The sequence below is a fragment of the Luteibacter rhizovicinus genome, from assembly GCF_004342265.1.
GTDB classification, from domain to species: Bacteria; Pseudomonadota; Gammaproteobacteria; order Xanthomonadales; family Rhodanobacteraceae; genus Luteibacter; species Luteibacter rhizovicinus_B.
This window is the reverse complement of sequence record NZ_SMCS01000005.1, coordinates 256,801-273,442: the sequence shown is the minus strand read 5'-3', so window position 1 is coordinate 273,442 and position 16,642 is coordinate 256,801. Positions and strand designations below refer to the sequence as shown.

General features: G+C 61.7%; 14 protein-coding genes. 8 read left to right on the top strand and 6 right to left on the bottom strand.

The features are described 5' to 3' along the window. The first annotated feature begins 281 nt into the window (after positions 1 to 281). Entirely contained in the window at positions 282 to 1,190 is a 909-nt protein-coding gene (locus EC912_RS14040; protein ID WP_165973606.1) for a glycosyltransferase family 9 protein, read from the top strand. A 37-nt stretch (positions 1,191 to 1,227) separates the two neighbouring features. Here EC912_RS14040 and EC912_RS14035 read toward each other — a convergent pair whose 3' ends face one another. The 4 genes from EC912_RS14035 to EC912_RS14020 all read right to left on the bottom strand — a co-directional run bounded on the left by EC912_RS14035 (position 1,228) and on the right by EC912_RS14020 (position 7,287). Then, entirely contained in the window at positions 1,228 to 2,130 is a 903-nt protein-coding gene (locus EC912_RS14035) for a LysR family transcriptional regulator (RefSeq protein ID WP_132145113.1), read from the bottom strand. A 69-nt stretch (positions 2,131 to 2,199) separates the two neighbouring features. Beyond that, positions 2,200 to 5,319 (bottom strand): efflux RND transporter permease subunit, encoded by a 3,120-nt coding sequence (locus EC912_RS14030; RefSeq protein ID WP_132145111.1) that lies wholly within the window; start codon positions 5,317 to 5,319, stop codon positions 2,200 to 2,202. After that, the gene (locus EC912_RS14025; protein ID WP_132145109.1) at positions 5,316 to 6,500 is read right to left on the bottom strand and encodes an efflux RND transporter periplasmic adaptor subunit; all 1,185 of its coding nucleotides are present in this window, start codon (positions 6,498 to 6,500) and stop codon (positions 5,316 to 5,318) included. Before EC912_RS14025 ends, EC912_RS14030 begins: the two co-directional genes overlap by 4 nt. 103 nt (positions 6,501 to 6,603) lie before the next feature. Beyond that, positions 6,604 to 7,287: a response regulator transcription factor gene (locus tag EC912_RS14020; protein ID WP_132145107.1), complete on the bottom strand. Its 684-nt coding sequence runs from the start codon at positions 7,285 to 7,287 to the stop codon at positions 6,604 to 6,606. 163 nt (positions 7,288 to 7,450) lie between these two features. Between EC912_RS14020 and EC912_RS14015 the strand changes: the two genes are divergently transcribed. Together EC912_RS14015 and EC912_RS14010 are read left to right on the top strand one after the other, a co-directional pair. Beyond that, positions 7,451 to 8,134 carry a response regulator transcription factor gene (locus tag EC912_RS14015; RefSeq protein ID WP_132145105.1) on the top strand — a complete coding sequence of 228 codons (684 nt, stop codon included), beginning with the start codon at positions 7,451 to 7,453 and terminating at the stop codon, positions 8,132 to 8,134. After that, positions 8,121 to 9,473: a sensor histidine kinase gene (locus EC912_RS14010; RefSeq protein WP_132145103.1), complete on the top strand. Its 1,353-nt coding sequence runs from the start codon at positions 8,121 to 8,123 to the stop codon at positions 9,471 to 9,473. Before EC912_RS14015 ends, EC912_RS14010 begins: the two co-directional genes overlap by 14 nt. A gap of 1 nt (position 9,474) precedes the next feature. Here the strand turns inward: EC912_RS14010 and EC912_RS14005 are convergent, their stop codons facing one another. Both EC912_RS14005 and EC912_RS14000 read right to left on the bottom strand, forming a co-directional pair. Beyond that, positions 9,475 to 10,626 carry a hypothetical protein gene (locus EC912_RS14005; RefSeq protein WP_132145101.1) on the bottom strand — a complete coding sequence of 384 codons (1,152 nt, stop codon included), beginning with the start codon at positions 10,624 to 10,626 and terminating at the stop codon, positions 9,475 to 9,477. Then, complete coding sequence (locus tag EC912_RS14000; protein WP_132145099.1) at positions 10,626 to 11,675, bottom strand: GlxA family transcriptional regulator; 1,050 nt, start codon at positions 11,673 to 11,675, stop codon at positions 10,626 to 10,628. The genes EC912_RS14005 and EC912_RS14000 overlap by 1 nt, the downstream gene beginning before the upstream one ends. 98 nt (positions 11,676 to 11,773) lie before the next feature. Between EC912_RS14000 and EC912_RS13995 the strand changes: the two genes are divergently transcribed. The 5 genes from EC912_RS13995 (at position 11,774) to EC912_RS13975 (ending at position 16,572) form a co-directional block, all read left to right on the top strand. Beyond that, on the top strand, positions 11,774 to 12,430 hold the full coding sequence (locus EC912_RS13995) for a cysteine hydrolase family protein (RefSeq protein ID WP_132145097.1): 657 nt from the start codon (positions 11,774 to 11,776) through the stop codon (positions 12,428 to 12,430). Between the two features lie 252 nt (positions 12,431 to 12,682). Further along, positions 12,683 to 13,171, top strand: coding sequence for a hypothetical protein (locus tag EC912_RS13990; RefSeq protein ID WP_132145095.1), 489 nt, complete (start codon positions 12,683 to 12,685; stop codon positions 13,169 to 13,171). A gap of 400 nt (positions 13,172 to 13,571) precedes the next feature. Then, positions 13,572 to 14,318: a polysaccharide deacetylase family protein gene (locus EC912_RS13985; protein WP_132145093.1), complete on the top strand. Its 747-nt coding sequence runs from the start codon at positions 13,572 to 13,574 to the stop codon at positions 14,316 to 14,318. Beyond that, positions 14,315 to 15,391, top strand: coding sequence for a glycosyltransferase family 4 protein (locus EC912_RS13980; RefSeq protein ID WP_132145091.1), 1,077 nt, complete (start codon positions 14,315 to 14,317; stop codon positions 15,389 to 15,391). Before EC912_RS13985 ends, EC912_RS13980 begins: the two co-directional genes overlap by 4 nt. A 245-nt stretch (positions 15,392 to 15,636) precedes the next feature. Further along, positions 15,637 to 16,572 (top strand): efflux RND transporter periplasmic adaptor subunit, encoded by a 936-nt coding sequence (locus tag EC912_RS13975; protein ID WP_343136987.1) that lies wholly within the window; start codon positions 15,637 to 15,639, stop codon positions 16,570 to 16,572. Positions 16,573 to 16,642: the final 70 nt, after the last annotated feature.

Genomic DNA, 16,642 nt, shown 5'->3' with positions numbered 1-16,642 from the left:
TAAGAGTCCTGTAAGTAAGTATGCTCAAGCTGGCTTTTTCGCTCGAGCGATATTCCGTGCCATCCATACCGAAGATCGAACAACTTCCGGCCCCGGTGGGTACGGCACATGTTTCCCGTCACGGTCGCTTGCAGGAACGCAGGCGACATGCGACGCGGCGTGTCGTCGACTGGATTCTGGGTCGGGGTACATCGGTATGTCAGCAGGGAACACTCCCGACAACAGGCATTCATCGAATCCTTGTCCTGCGACCGAACCATCGCCTGGGCAACATGCTTCTCGTGGGTCCTCTGATCTCCGAACTCGAACGCCTTTATCCCGGTGCCGAAGTGGATATCGTCGCCGCCGGACCCGCGGCCCACGCCGTGTTTTCCACCTATCCGACCGTGCGTCGCATCGTCAGTTTTCATCAGCGGATAGTGCATCACCTGCCTATGACCGTCGCGCAACTGTTCGGTATCCGGAGAACCGTATACGACGTCGCCATCGATGCGGGCGGTGGATCGCAGTCCGGACGTCTTCTGCTGGCCTTCGTGAAAGCGCGCTACAAGATTGGCACCACCGATCACGCTTCCGAAGAAGCACTGCGTCCATTGCACCTGGCCCAGCGCCCGGTCCATCTTCTGCGACACGCTTACGCGGGCGATGCATCCGGACCGTGGCCCGTCATGGATATCCGTCTGACCGACGACGAGCGACGGAAGGGACGAGATCTCCTGGCAAAGATACTGGGCGACACGGGCGTTTCGAGCGATACCTTGACCCTAGCGATTTTCGCTAACGCGACTGGCCGTAAATGCTATGCGGAAACGTGGTGGGCGCAGTTTATCCAGGAGCTCACCGACCATCATTCCAACGTGCGCATTGTCGAAGTGGTTGCCGCTCATGCGGTGTCGCAACTGAACTCGAAGCACGCAACGTTCTATTCCCGCGACCTGCGCAAGATGGCCGCGGTCATCTCCGCCGCCGATGTATTCCTCAGCGCCGACTGCGGAGTCATGCATCTGGCCGCGGCCAGCGGCACGCGGACGCTAGGTCTGTTTTCGGTGACGGACCAGCGAAAGTACGCACCGTATGGTGCCAGCAATGCGGCGATCGACAATCGCGAAGGCGATCCCGGTGTCGCGGCCCGGATCGTTTCGGCTCATCTGAGCGGGTTGTTTCAATCGCTTTCCGAGGAACGCCACTGATCGCAAGCAGGGTTGGCGATACCTGCCCACCCTGCTTTCAGTCCTGAAACGGTCGATCGCCCAGCGATTCGGCCATGTAATCCAGAAACGATGCGATTCGCGCCGACAACACCGTATTGCGGTAGTAGACCGCGTTGATCGGCTGCCGGACGTCCAGCGTCTCGCGGGCGAACAACTGCACCAGCCGGCCCTCCTTCCGGTCCACTTGAGTCATGAAGTCGGACAGGCAGACGATTCCCTGGCCTTCCAGAGCCAACTGTCGCAAGGTCTCGCCGCTCGACGACCAAATGGCCGGGTGAACATGCAACTGATCGCCGGTGCGATCGCGCAGCGGCCAGTCGTTCAGCGTTTCGGGCTGGTTGAACCCAAGCAGCGTGTGCTGGGCCAGATCGTCAACTCGCCGGGGCTTCCCGTGTTTTTCCAGATAGGCCGGACTGGCCAGCACCCGCGTGCGACTGCTGCCGAGCGGTCGTGCATGCAACGTGGAATCCTTGAGCCGTCCGATGCGGATAGCGACGTCGGTGCGACGTTCGATCAGGTCCGTGATGCCTTCGTTGCTGTTGAATTCGAGCTCGACCTCCGGATAGCGTTCGCGAAAGCCTCCCACCAGCGGAATTACTACGTGCAGCATGAAAGGCGTGGCCGCATCCACGCGCAGCCGGCCTGCGGGCTTCTGACGCCGGGCCGACATCTGTTCCTCGGCCAGCTCCACGGATTCGACGATGACGCGGGCATGCAGCAGGAAAGCGCTGCCTTCTTCGGTCAGTTCGATACGACGGGTGGTACGCCGGAGCAATGTGGTCTGAAGTTTTTCCTCCAGACGTCCCAGGGTACGACTGACCCCGGATACCGTCTGATCGAGCCGCTCTCCGGCCGCGGTAATCGAGCCGGTATCCACGACCGCGATGAAGGCTTGCAGCTCGTCGAGTGTCGTTTTCATTGTTGATCGCAAAGCAATTGTGATTGGCTTATAGCATGGTTTTTCAGCAAGGGACAAAAGTCGACCTGCTCACTTCGTAGCGCCGGCGGGAAGCGTATGCCCAGCGTCGGCAGCATCGCTATCCGAATGCTTCTTGCCGAAGCGTCGCGCCCACTGATCGAACCAGAGATAGACGACCGGCGTGGTGTATAGCGTCAGCAGCTGGGAGACGATCAGACCGCCGACGATGGAGATACCCAGCGGCACGCGCAGTTCGGCGCCGGCACCGTGACCCAACGCGAGCGGCAGCGCGCCAAGCAAGGCTGCCAGCGTCGTCATCATGATCGGTCTGAAACGCAGGGCGCAGCCCTGGCGGATAGCGCTCTTGGCATCCATGCCTTCGCGCTCCGCGACCAGCGCGAAGTCGATCATCATGATCGCGTTCTTCTTCACGATGCCGATCAGCAGGATGATGCCGATCATGCCCATGACCGAGAGATCCTGGCCGCACAGCATCAACGCGACCAGCGCGCCCATGCCCGCCGACGGCAGCGTCGAGATGATGGTCAGCGGATGGATGGCGCTCTCATACAGCACGCCCAGCACGATGTAGACCGTGACCAGTGCGGCGAGGATCAGCCAGGGCTGGCTGCTCAGCGAACTCTGGAATGCCTGCGCCGTGCCCTGGAACGAGCCGGTCACGGTGGCTGGCATGCCCATGCTCTGCTCGGCCGCGTGGATAGCGATCACCGCTTCGCCCAACGACGCACCCGGCGCGAGATTGAACGACAGCGTGATCGCGGGGAACAAACCCTGGTGGTTCACCGTGACGGGCGATACGCCGTGCTCGATCGTCGCCAGCATGCTCAGTGGCACCAATTGCTGGGTGAGCGTGGAGCGCACATACAGATGGGCCAGCGCGTCGGTGGATAGCTGCAGGCTCGGGTCGACTTCTTCGATCACGTGGTACTGGTTGGTCTGCGTAAAAAGCGTAGCTATCTGGCGCTGGCCGAAGGCGTCGTAAAGCACGTCGTCGATGGCCTGCACGCTTACGCCAAGTCGCGCCGCCGTGTCGCGATGAATGTTCAGCGTCGCGGTCATCGCCGAGGGCTGACGATCGGAACTGATATCCCGAAGTTGCGGCAGCGCGCTCATTTTTTTGGTGAGTTCGCCCGCCCAGCGATCCAGGTCGGTGACGTTGGCGCTCTGCATGGTGTACTGGTATTGCGCAGCGCTGGCCCGGCCACCAACCTGGATATCCTGGCGCACCTGCATCTGCAGTTTCACGCCTTCGACGTTCTGGGTCGCTTTCTTCAGGCGCGCCATCACGGTGTCGGCGCTGGCGACGCGCTGCCCGAACGGCTTGAGGTTGATCATCATGCGACCCTGGCTCAGGGTCGGGTTCGAACCAATCCAGTAGTACGCGTTGTCCACGTCGGGATCGGCCATCACGATATTGCCAAGCGTCTGGATACGTCCGGACATGGCGTCGTAAGAAATGCTGGACGAGGCCTGCGCGGTCGCCATGATCAGGCCCGCGTCTTCCTGCGGAAAGAAACCCTTGGGAATAACGGTGTACAAGCCGATGGTCGCGGCAAACGTGAGTACCGCGATGCCGAGCACGATGCGCCGGTGGTTGAGCGCGATATCCAGCGTGCGCACATAGAAGCGCGTCATCGATTCGAAGAAATTTTCCAGCCACAGATACACGCGGCCATGTACCTGGTCGTGATGCGGACGGATCAGCCACGCGCACAGCATCGGGGTCACGGTCAGCGAAACGATGCCGGACACGACGATCGCCGCGCTGACCGTCACCGCGAATTCGCGGAACAGCCGGCCGACGATGCCGCCCATCAGCAGGATGGGAATGAAGACCGCGATCAGCGAAATGGTCATCGATACGATGGTGAAACCCACTTCGCGCGTACCGTCGATAGCCGCCTGCACGCGACCCTTGCCCATCTCCATGTGGCGAACCACGTTCTCGATGACCACGATGGCATCGTCCACCACGAAGCCGACGGCGATGGTCAGTCCCATCAGCGACAGGTTGTCCAGGCTGTACCCCAACAGATACATCACACCGAAGGTCGCGATCAGCGACAGTGGAATGGTGAGACTGGGAATGACCGTCGCCCAGAGATTGCGCAGGAAGCAGGCAATCACCCCAATCACGAGGGCGATGGTGATCATCATGGTGATCTGCACGTCGGACACCGACGCCTGGATGGTCTGGGTGCGATCCCCGACGATCTGCACCTTGACCGACGGCGGAATGGACGCGGTGAGTCCCGGCAACCGGTCCTTGATGTTCTGGATGGTGTCGACCACGTTATAGCCGGGCTGCTTGTGCACATCCATGATGATGGCGCGCTTGCCCTGCAGCCATGCCGCTTCGTGCACGTCCTCGGCGCCCTGCACGACCTTGCCGATGTCGGCTATCCGGATCGCGGCGCCGTTGCGGTAAGCGACCACGAGTTGGGCATACGCGTCCGGATTGACGATCTGGTCGGTGCTGTCCAGCACGATGGTCTGGCTCCTGCCGTTCAATGTGCCTTTGGGTGCATTGACCGTCTGCGTGCCGACGACGTTGCGCACTTCGTCCATGGTCAGGCCCAGTCCGGCCACTTTGTCCGGATCGAGCTGGATGCGCACCGAGGGACGCTGCTGTCCGTGGAAATCGACCAGACCGACGCCGGGCATCTGCGAGACCTGCGGCGCGATGAAGTCTTCCATGTAGCGATCCAGCTCGGTCGTCGGCAGCGTGTCCGAGGTGAGCGCGATCGACATGATGGTGAAGTCCGCCGGATTCACCTTGTGATACGTCGGCGGGTTCGGGAGGTTCTTCGGAAGCAGGCCACCGGCGGCGCTGATGGCGGTCTGTACGTCCTGCGCCGCGCCGTCGATATTGCGCGACAGATCGAACTGGAGCACCACCTGGGTCGTGCCCAGCGAGCTGGACGACGTCATCTGGGTCACGCTCGGCACATTCGCCAGCGAGCGTTCCAGCGGCGTCGCCACGGACGAAGCCATGGTGTCCGCACTGGCGCCCGGCAGACTCGCACTGACGCTGATGGTGGGAAAGTCCACCTGGGGCAGCGGCGCTACCGGCAGCATCCGGTAGGCCACCAGCCCCACCAGGATCAGACCGATGGCAAGCAGGCTGCTGCCGACGCGGCGGCGAATGAAGGTATCGGAAAAGCTCATGTGGAAGCACCCGTTGCCACCGCGCTGGAAGGCACGATGTTCACCTTCGCGCCCGGCGTCAGCAGCGACTGGCCATCGAGCACCACCGTATCGCCGACGCGAATGCCCTCTTCCACGACCTGGAGGTCGCCATTGGCGACACCCAGCCGTACCGGACGCGACTGCGCGGCATGCTGCGCATCCACGACATAGACGTATGCGCCGTTCTGGTCGCGTTGCACCGCGCGCGAGGGAACGACGACCGCATGCGGTTGCACGCGGAGCAGCAAGCGCGCGGCGACGAACTCGCCCGGCCACAACGAGCGGTCTTCATTGACGAACTGCGCCTTCAGCATGATCTGCCCCGTGCCCGCATCGACCTGGCTGTCGACGAACACGAGCGCGCCATCGGCCAGGTGCCGGCTACCGTCGCGCGTGCTCACGGAAACCCGGGCCTGGCCTGCCGCCTGTGCGTCCATCACTTCCGGAAGCACGTCCTGCGGTACCTGGAAGGTCACCGTGATCGGCTGGATCTGCGTGATCGTGACCAGTCCGGTCGTATCGGTGGCATGGACCTGACTGCCCTGATCGACCAGACGCTGTCCGACACGTCCCCCGATCGGTGCCGTGATGCGGGTGAAGCCAAGCTGCAGACGCGCGCCGTCGACGGCGCCGCGATCCGACGCCACCGACGCAAGCAGGGACTGCGCCTGCGCCTTCTGCGCATCCAGTTGCTGCGCCGGCACGACTTGCAGACTGGACAGTTTGGCGTAGCGCTGCAGGTCGAGTTCGGCATTGGCGCGCTGCGCGTCGTCCTTGTGCAGGTTGGCCTGGGCCTGATCCACCGTGGCCTGGAACGGACGCGGATCGATCTCCGCGAGCAGGTCGCCCGCCTTGACCATCTGTCCCTCTGTGAAAGCGACCTTATCGAGCTGGCCATCCACGCGCGTTTTCACGGTCACCACGTTCAATGGCTGCACCGTACCGATGGCACTGACCCATACCGGCATGTCGCGCTGTTCGGCCTGTCCGACGCTGACCGGGACCGACGCGACCTTCGGGCCGGGCGGTTCCGCGCCCTGCGATCGCGACGCATAAACGAACGCCAGCGCGATCGCGATGAGGACGGCGGCCGAGCCGGCCACGATAAAGCGTCGCGAGCGACGAGGGCGGACAGGGTTCGATACGGGCAGAGACGACATGACGGCAGTCCATGGGGAGCCATACGGGCACAACCGGAGCATGCCGGTCCTCGCCTGCACTCCCTTTCGCCGTTACATTAAAAACAGTTAAGGCGGTAAAAAATCAGGTGACGGGCGGTGTCGTCGATAGCACGTAGCCCACACCCGGCAAGGTATGCAGCAGCGGCGACGCATCCTGCTCGATCTTCCGGCGCAGGCGGTAAACATGCATGTCCACCACGGAACCCTGCGGGTCGAAGTCGTAATCCCATACCGCTTCCAGCAGCATGGTTCGCGTCACGACCTGGTCCGCATGGCGCATCAGATATTCCAGCAGCAGATACTCCCTCGGCTGCAGGGCGATAAGACGATCGCCGCGACGCAGCTGACGGGCAAGCACATCGAGCTGCAAATCGCCCACCTGAAGTACATGCCCCTCGCGGGACCGGTCGCCACGCCGTGCCAGAGACTCGATGCGCGCCAGGACCTCGACGAAGGCATAGGGCTTGACCAGATAGTCGTCGCACCCGGCGTGCATACCCGCTACGCGGTCGGCGGTCCCGGCCATGGCGCTCAACATCAGCACGCCAATGCGGGGATCGTCGCGGCGCAGCGTGCGCACCAGTTCCAGCCCGTCCATGGCGGGCAGGAGCCGGTCGACGATCAATACGTCATAGATGCCTTCGCGCGCCATCGCCAGACCCAGCGCGCCGTCGCCAGCCACGTCCACCACATGGCCGCTTTCGCTCAATCCGCGAGCCAGATAGGCCGCCGCGCGTTCGTCGTCCTCGATGATCAGCAGTCGCATGCGCTGGAAGCCTTGTATGGCGTAACTTGTATGGCGATTCTTAACGCGAATTAATCTTCCGGCCAAAGCCGGCTACGAATTGTCCTGCGACACTACTCCCCCGAAAAGGCGGATATCGAATGAACGGGTCGCCGCAGCATCCCATCGCACCATGGAGAAACCGATGTCGCGCATTCTAGTGGTCGAAGACGACGCGCAAACCGCGACGGAAATCGTCGACGCGCTGGTCGATCACGGCTTCAGCGTCGACCATGCCGCGGACGGGCGGCAGGGCTTGCTGATGTCCATGGCTGGCGGCTTCGACGCCATGGTGCTCGATCGCATGTTGCCCGGTACGCCGGATGGATTGGGCGTTCTGGCAACGTTGCGGGCCACGGGTGCGCAGATGCCGGTGCTGATTCTCAGCGCGCTATCCGCGCTGGACGAACGCGTGCGGGGTCTGCGCGCCGGCGGCGACGATTACCTGACCAAACCGTTCGAAGCCGTGGAACTCACGGCAAGGCTCGATGCCCTGCTCCGCCGTCGCCACGTACCGGGGCAGCAGACATCGCTGCGCGCCGGGCCGCTGGAAATCGACCTGCTGACCCGCGGCGTACGTCGCGAAGGCGAAACCATCAGCCTGCTGCCCCGCGAATACGATCTGCTGACTTTCCTGATGCGGCACGCCGGCCAGGTGGTCACCCGCACGATGTTGTTCGAAGAGGTGTGGGGTTATCGGTCCGAAGAGCGCACCAATGTGATCGATGTGCATATCAGCAAGTTGCGCCAGAAGATCGATACGGACAATCGTCCCTCGCTGATCCAGACCGTACGCGGCTCGGGGTACATCCTTTATGCGACTGACTGAATTGCGACGTACGACGGGCTTCCGGCTCGCGCTGATGTTCCTGCTGCTTTTCGGCACGTGCTCGTCGTTGCTGTTCGCCTTCGTGTACTGGCAGACCGTGGGCTATATGGTGCGCGAGCAGGAGGGCTGGCTGCGTCGCGAATCGACCAACTTCAGCTCGCTGTCTACCGACGATCGCATGCTCAGGCTGCGCGAGCATATGCGCGGCGACCCGGGTATGCGCCGGCCATTCGGCGAGTTCGATGCCACGGGCCACTGGCTGGCCGGCAATCTGCCCTCGCTGCCTGTGGAGATGCAACAGACAGACAGGCCAGTGAATTTCCACATGATGTATGCCGGCGCCCGCGTTCCGTTCCGCGGTTACTCCACGCATCTTCCGGATGGTCACTGGCTGGTTGTTGCACAGAACGTGCACGAACCGTACGAGTTCGAAGAACTCATGGTCCGCGCGATGTTCGGCGCGGGCCTGCTGACGTTGATCTTCGGTCTGGCGGGTGCCGTCGCGGTGGGGACGTCTTCGATGCGCCGCATCGATGCGATCACGCTCGCCATCCGACGCATCGTCACCGGGGATCTTACGGAGCGTCTGCCGGTTCAACGCGGAGGCGGCGATCTGAGCCGGCTCACGCATGAAGTGAATGGCATGCTCGACGATCTCGAGCGACTGGTGCACGAGGTCAAAGGCGTCTGCGACAGCATCGCCCATGACCTGCGTACACCGTTGACCCGGCTGTTAGGCGGTCTGGAACGTGCATTGCGTCGCGCGTCCACCGTCGACGAGTTCCGCCTGTCGATCGCCGACGCGATCGACGAGGTCGGTAGCCTGCTGCATACCTTCAACGCCCTGCTGCGCATTTCGGAAATCGAAGCCGGCGCGCGGCGCGCGGGGTTCACTCAGGTGTCGTTGTCCACCGTGCTGACGGATGTCGTCGAGTTCTATCAGCCATTGGCCGAAGAGAAACGGCTTTCCCTGCAATTCGTCGACGATGCCGCGTCCGTTGCGGTCGCTGGCGACGCCAGTCTGTTATTCGATGCCGTCAGCAATCTGGTCGACAATGCCATCAAATTCACGCCACCCGGCGGAACCATCCAGGTACGCCTCGATGCGGCGCATCGCCAACTGAGCGTCGTCGACAGCGGCCCGGGCATCCCACCCGGCGAGCGCAAAGCCGTACTCAACCGCTTCCATCGCAGCGAACCCAGCCGCAGCACGCCCGGCAACGGACTCGGCCTGAGCCTCGTCGCCGTGATCGCGCGCCTGCACGACATGACTATCGAAATTTCGGACGCCACGCCGGGCTGTCGCATTTCGCTCTCATGGTCCGGAACTGAGGGCTAAGTCATTTCTCCTCTTCCCAGCTCCAGGTTTTCTTCGCCAGGTCGAAGGTTCCGTCGCGTATCGCCGTGTCGGCGTCTGCATCCGGATCGGTCGCAGGGGTCACGACGTGTACCTTGATCGAATGGTTGTATACATACAGCCCCACGTACTCGCCTTGCAGGACAACCCCTGAAATCGTCAGGCTCGTCGCGGCAGGCAGGTCGAACTGGACGTACTGGGACTCGTCCATCGTGTGAGTACGCAACGTATCCGCACTGATGTACTGACCGTTGTACGACGTTTTAAACGCCGAACCCGCGGGAATGCGCACGCCCGCCACATCGAAATCGTGCGACAGAGCGCCCTCGTAGACAACCGCCGAACCTTTCCCGTCGACTTTGAAGGAAGCCGTGTGTCCGGCAGCGACGGGATATCCGTCGAATACCTGGTCCCGCGTGAGCGGGCATTCGAGAACGCTAAAGTACGTAAAGTGCCCCTCGGCGCAGTCCACGCCCGACGCTCTCCATGCACGCTTGACGTCACCACTGGCGTCTATCTGGCCGTTATACGTATTGAACGTAACGACGACTTCGCTACCGGACGGTATCGGAATGCCATCGATCGTACCCTCGGTGGAAAGCGTGCAGGTCACGACTTCATTTGTATTCGACGTATCGAACGTATGGCTGAAACCGCCCTTCGCGCACGGCACCTTATGGATCGTAGCCGGTGCGACCAGCGTGCCTGCCGCAAGATACGGCGTCTGTCCATCGTCGCCGGTGCGCGAGATGGTGAAGTCGCCGTCGATCTTCAGTCCGAACAGCGTCGTACCCGCAGGCACCGTTCCCCCCATGACCGGGTGCGGATCGTCGTAGTCGCGGATCACGGTGGAGCCGGCAGGAAAGGATATCCCCTCGTATGTGGCGGGCGACCTGAGATGCGACGTATAGAGCCTGACCTGAAGGTCGCGGAAGGACTGCTCTATCTCGCGGTGACTCGTAAGCAGCGGCACCTGGAGCACCGTTATCCCTGCGAGGCAAGCCAACCAGATACGCCAGCTCTTGCTGCGGCGAATGGACGACTTGATGCCGAGTAGCGCAACGACGATCGTTACGATAGTCCCCAGCACAAGAATAACCAGCGCGAAGAAAAGAAGGTTGGATATTTGCAGCATCAAGCTGGAGTCCCTCTGGATTCGAACGAGCGGACGCTACGATCCGCCAATGGTGCAACGTTGAAACGATGCCGGTAGTCGGCGGGCGATAGTCCCATGACCTTGTGGAATACCTTGCGGAACGCGCCAGGGTCCTGGTAGCCGACATCCCATGCTATCTGTTCCATGCTCCGATGACCGAGTTCCAGCAACTCGCGCGCTTTGCCGACCCGCAGGTGCTGGCAGTATTCCAGCGGTCGCAAGCCGGTGGCTTTGAAGAAGCGGCGCTGGAAGGTCCGGTCCTGCAGTTGCGCCTCAGTGGCCATCGCGGCCAGCGTAATGTCCTGCGCCGCCCGTGCCTGCAACCAGTGCTGCACTTTCAGTATGGCTTTGTCGCCATGCTGCAGCCGTGGCGAGAACGTACTGTAGTAACGCTGCTCGCGTCCGGGCGGATCGATCAACAGAAAGCGCGCCGTCTCGACCATCACCGTTGGCCCTAGCAGACGATCGACCAGTCGCAGCCCCAGATCGGTCCATGCCATCAGACCACCGGCGGTGATGATGTCGCCATCGTCGATCACCAGCTTTTCGCCTTCTACCCGCAGTTCGGGAAAGCGTGCCGCGAGATTCTCCGTCTGGGACCAGTGGGTGGTTACGCTGCGTCCGGCAAGCAAGCCCGTTTCCGCCAACAGGAAAGCGCCCGCGCATACGGATGCCAGGACAGTACCGGTCGAATGCTGCTCCTTCAGCCAAAGGGCCAGATGTTTTGTCGCCTCCGGAGAAGACGTGGCGCCGAGGCTTGGCGGCAGGATGAGGAAGTCCGGTTGCTCATGGTTGCCCGGCTGGCTTTCGAAAACCCGTTCTACCCGTGTGCCGCGCGCGGACAACTGCCAGTGGCTTACCCGGAGCGGCGCGACGTCCCGCGGCCGGTGCGTCAGCAGCATCCGGTTAGCCACTTCGAACAGGTCGGTCAGGCCATGCACGGCCGCCAGTTGCGCGCCGGGATATATCAGCAGCCCGATCTCGGCCAACGGATTCGCCGCCGATCCAGGTAGTGTCGTTTTTGCCATGAAGAATGTCTTTTTCGCCAATCGCAAGCCTGCGCCCCTCTCATTAACCTGTCCACTACCGGGCACAACAATCTTCATGAATAACCAGAGGTAACCCTATGTCTCACAATAAAATCCACCGCGCGCTTGTCGTCATCGACGTCCAGAACGAGTACGTTACCGGCAACTTCCGCATCGAGTATCCCGACGTAAATTCGTCCCTCGACAATATCCGTCGCGCGATGGATGCCGCGGACGAGAACGGCATCCCGATTGTCGTTGTGCAGCATGTTTCCCCCGGGGGCGCTCCGATCTTCGCGAGAGGAACGCATGGTGTCGAACTGCATCCCGTCGTCGCAACACGCCGGCGCGCCCACCTGATCGAAAAGACGCTGCCCAGTGTCTTCGCCGGGACGGATTTTCATGCGTGGATCAAAGCGAACGACATCGACACCCTTACGGTTGTCGGTTACATGACCCACAACTGCAACGACTCGACGATGCGTCAGGCGATGCATGAAGGCCTCGATGTGGAATTCCTCCCGGATGCCGCAGGTTCCCTACCCTATCGAAATCGTGCGGGCGCAGCGACCGCCGAGGAAATCCATCGCGCCACCACCGTCGTCATGCACTCCGCGTTCGCTGCCGTTATGTCGACCGACGAATGGATCGCCATGCTCGCCAGTGGAGCGGCACCGGAGCGCGACAACGTCTTTCTTTCGAACCAGCGGGCAATCGCGCATCGGGTGGCTCCGGAAAACGCAGTCCAGATGTAGCGGGGGCGTCGGAATGCCGATGTATCGGCTGGCGCGGATGTTGTCTGGATAGCGCGATATTCCGTAGTTGCATGCCTGGCATCCAACCATCGCACTGTCCTGATTCGCGCTGGCTTACATTCATTTCGCACGTCAACGAAATTGCATTTTGCATGCCAACGCATTCGTTGAATCCTACAACGCAAGTGATATTCCGAACCGAGTGACAAGGGAATAGTTTTCTTGAACACCAACTCGTGCCGGGAAAGTCATATGTTCGCTGCACTCGAGTTCGATCATGACTTGTTCAAGCCACAGATCAAGTGGATCGTGGTGGAGTGCTCGGGAATCGGGCAAAAATGCGGCGGTCCCATCGCCCATCCGCCACGGTGCGACCGGGCGTATTTCATATCTCCGGAAACCGCCCGAGAAGACGCCGAAGCGTACGCCGACTTCAAGAACCACCAGGAGCAGCGCTGCCTCAGCAAGGTGGAGCGGGCAGCGCTATTGCTAGCCCGGCATGGCAAGCATCCGACGCATCATCGCGCTTACCCCTGGGATCATCTGCTACTGGCAGACAGTCCTTTATCCTGGGCGGTCTTCGAATGGTCAGGCAATGACGCCATCGATGGCCAACGAATTGACGCCGCATACTTTACGCATGCGCATGAAGTGGGAGTCGATGCCATGGCATTCGCTTTTCTGCGCGAGAAAAACCGGAGCATGCGGACGCAGCTTCGCGTAGTGCCGGAGCGTGTGTGAACTCCGACGTACTCGGGCGTGATCTTGTTCGCGACCTGCTTGTACCGTGACAGAACCGTTATCGACAAAAGCTCTCAGCCAGTTCGCGCTGATGAGGAAATAGCGCCAGAAACTCTTCCTTCGACCGTTGACGTAGACACGGTCGATGGCGGAAAGCGTCCGCCACCCTCGCTTCGCGTATTCCGGTTCGTAATGCGGCACGTATCGCCGGACGGTGATAGAGCTTCCGTTGTAGGGGAGACCGCCCGCCATGCATATGAAGACGTCGAAACATACGCCAGCTTCATCTCCCTAGGCGTTGGCGGTATCGGGGGAGAGGTTAAGCCTAAACTCAGCCAGACCGTCCAATCTCATATCGCCAAGAGGCGTAGTGACGGGTGCGGGCTTAAGGAGCTGGGCCATGAATCAAGAAACATCCAGGCGCACGGGAAACGTGCCTGTTCTGATGTACCACAACATCGCGCGCGCGCCGCGCGACCTGCAGGTTTTCCGCAGCTTATACGTCAACCCCGGAACGTTCGCCCGCCAGATGTGGCTTCTGCACCGCCTCGGTTACACCGGGTTATCCATGTCCGCTGCGATGCCTTACCTGCGTGGAGAACGCCAGGGCCGGATTGTCGTCATCACGCTGGACGACGGCTATGCCGACAACCTGGAGGCTGCGCTCCCGATCCTCTCCCGGTATGCCTTCAGCGCAACGGTCTACGTGGTGAGCCAGAGTATCGGACGATATAACGAGTGGGACGCGGCACGCCTGGGTATTCGCAAACCCACCATGACGGTGGAAGAGCTGCGTCGCTGGCACGAAGGCGGCATGGAGATCGGCGCGCACACGCGAACCCATCCGCGGTTGACCAGTTGCAACGACAACCAGTTGCACAACGAAATCGGCGGCTGCAAGGCCGATCTCGAAGATCGTATCGGCGTGGCGGTCACCCAGTTCTGCTATCCATACGGCAACCTGGACAATCGTGTCGCCAATGTCGTCAGGCAGGCCGGATACGTAGCGGCGACCACGACGCGACGCGGACGCGCCACACCCGACATGGACCTGTGGCAGCTGCCGCGGGTGCAGATAGCGCGACACCACTTCCTGCCGCAATTCGCCATGCGCGTGCTGACCGGCTATGAGGATCGGCGCGCGTGAAATTTCTTTTCGTCGGCACGAATCAAGAGAACACCGGAGCCTCCACGCACTTCGTCACCCTTGCCCAGGCGATGGAAGAAGCGGGGCATCAGGTTGGAGTCATGACGTGCCCGGGCGGGTTGATCGCGCAGGAGCTGGCCAGATCGCATGTCCAGGTGGACAACGCGATGTTTCGCAACGCTTACGATCTGCGGGGATACGCCAGGGTATTCGCGGTAGCGAAGCGTACAAAGCCCGACTATCTCGTCGGCAATTTCGGCAAGGAGTACTGGCCGCTGATCGCCATCGGGCGGCTGCTCGGGATACCGGTCGCGCTGTTCCGGCACCGCATACCTCCCATGAAGCGGTTGTCGGCTTATCTGCTGCCGCGGCTGGCGCATCGGTTCTTTGCCGTCTCGAACTATGCCCGCCAGGCCTACCTCGATCGAGGCGTTCCGGCGGAGCGGGTACACATCCTTTACAACCCGGTGAACACGACGCGATACCGGCCCGATCGCCAGCAGCGCAGCACCATTCTGCGCACGCTGGGTATCGACGACGAAGCGATCGTGCTGGGCTACTCCGGTCGCATGTTCGCCGGCAAAGGAATATTCGTCCTGCTCGAAGCGGCGACGAAAGCCATGGAACGGGAACCGCGACTGCATTGCCTGTGGCTTGGCGACGGTCCCGATCTGAAGGCATTACGCGATCGCGTCGCCGCGCTTCCCACGGCGCACCGTCATCGTTTTGCCGGCTGGATCCACGACATCGCCCCCTACTACAGCGCGATGTCGATGCTGGCGTTTCCATCGCTGGCACCGGAAACCTTCGGCCGGGGGTCCATCGAGGCGCAGGCCGCAGGCATCCCTGTACTGTGCAGCAATATCGGCGGGCTACCCGAGACGCTGCTTCCGGGCGTTACCGGTCTGCTACTGCCGCCGGGCGACGTCGATGCATGGCGCGACGCCATCCTGAAAACGTGCGAGCCATCGTTTCGATTGCCCATGGGCAGCGCGGCGCGCGAATACATGCTGGCGCGTTTCAGCACGATCGTGATCGCTACCCAGTTCGTAGGCATCCTGACGGACAGCTAGAGGCGCCTCCATAGGCAGAAGTTTGTAGGGGAAGGACTACACGACTGCCTCGCTTTCGCCCCCTCTCGAAACGTGAAGACATAGCCATCTTCGTCGAGCATTCGATCGCAACCTCTTGTTTCCATAACGAAGGTTTTTGCGAGTCCCGCAAGCTTCCATTCCGTAACTTCTTACGTTCGCAAGTATGCCTTGCCCGGCCCGTGGGCCTCCGATAGATTTCGCGGCCAGAACACCGCAAACAGGGGGTGGTGCACCCGCACCGCTACGGTGATCTGGCAGGGAGCAAGGGATTGAAGCTTCGTACGCATGTCTCGCCACAGGCGGGGCCAGGGTATCGTTCGCATCGGAAAGCGGCGACACGCGCGGGCGTTTGCGCGTTCGTTTTTTACTGCGCACAGGCGACGGCCGCCCCACCTCCCTCCTCCCCTTCTTACGATTGCCTCATCGAACCGGCACAGACCGTCGAGGTAGGAACCCCCGTCGCCGGGTTGCTTGATCGCGTGGCGGTGAAACGCGGCGACCGGGTAACGCGTAACCAGGTACTGGCCACGCTGGAGTCCCACGCCGAACAGGCGGCGGCCGATCTCGCCCGTTACAAGTCGCAGCTGGCCGGTCCCACCCAGGTTGCCGAGAGCAAGATCGAGTTTTCCGGTCGCAAGTACGATCGCCGGCGCGATATGGCCGCCGAGAAACTGATGTCGCCGCAGGATCGCGACGATGCCGAAGCAGAACTGAAACTCGCCAAAGCCGAGCTGCAGACAGCGAAGGAAAATCGCGAAATCGCGCGTCTGGAATACTCGCAGCAGAACAGCCAGCTCGCCCTGCGCACGATCCGTAGCCCCTTCGACGGGGTCGTCGTCGACCAGATGATCTGGCCCGGCGAAGTCGTCGAACCCGGCGCGACGAAGCACGCCATCCTGAAACTCGCGAAGCTCGATCCGCTTCGCGTCCGCGTCGTGATGCCCATGCGCGCCTTCGGCGAACCGAAGGTCGGCGGCGTTGTGCGCGTCGCTCCGGAAATTCAGCAGGACAAGTCGTACACCGCACACGTCGCGAGCATCGATCGGGTGATCGACGCGGCCAGCGGCACCTTTGTCGTATTGCTCGATCTGCCTAATAGCGCGCTGGACCTTCCGTCCGGCGTGAAATGTAAAGCCACATTCGCATCCACGCCGCCGTAAAGGCGTCGCAGCCGGTTTTATCTATCCGTCGTTAAACAACGTGCCGTACGCGTGCCATCGCACCGACGCA

Excerpts from the sequence above, each read along its gene's own strand:
- EC912_RS14015 (WP_132145105.1), top strand. The coding sequence starts at position 7,451 with ATGTCGCGCATTCTAGTGGTCGAAGACGACGCGCAAACCGCGACGGAA.
- EC912_RS14025 (WP_132145109.1), bottom strand. The coding sequence starts at position 6,500 with ATGTCGTCTCTGCCCGTATCGAACCCTGTCCGCCCTCGTCGCTCGCGA.
- EC912_RS13985 (WP_132145093.1), top strand. The coding sequence starts at position 13,572 with ATGAATCAAGAAACATCCAGGCGCACGGGAAACGTGCCTGTTCTGATG.
- EC912_RS13995 (WP_132145097.1), top strand. The coding sequence starts at position 11,774 with ATGTCTCACAATAAAATCCACCGCGCGCTTGTCGTCATCGACGTCCAG.
- EC912_RS14010 (WP_132145103.1), top strand. The coding sequence starts at position 8,121 with ATGCGACTGACTGAATTGCGACGTACGACGGGCTTCCGGCTCGCGCTG.
- EC912_RS14005 (WP_132145101.1), bottom strand. The coding sequence starts at position 10,626 with ATGCTGCAAATATCCAACCTTCTTTTCTTCGCGCTGGTTATTCTTGTG.
- EC912_RS13990 (WP_132145095.1), top strand. The coding sequence starts at position 12,683 with ATGTTCGCTGCACTCGAGTTCGATCATGACTTGTTCAAGCCACAGATC.
- EC912_RS14000 (WP_132145099.1), bottom strand. The coding sequence starts at position 11,675 with ATGGCAAAAACGACACTACCTGGATCGGCGGCGAATCCGTTGGCCGAG.
- EC912_RS14030 (WP_132145111.1), bottom strand. The coding sequence starts at position 5,319 with ATGAGCTTTTCCGATACCTTCATTCGCCGCCGCGTCGGCAGCAGCCTG.
- EC912_RS14020 (WP_132145107.1), bottom strand. The coding sequence starts at position 7,287 with ATGCGACTGCTGATCATCGAGGACGACGAACGCGCGGCGGCCTATCTG.
- EC912_RS14035 (WP_132145113.1), bottom strand. The coding sequence starts at position 2,130 with ATGAAAACGACACTCGACGAGCTGCAAGCCTTCATCGCGGTCGTGGAT.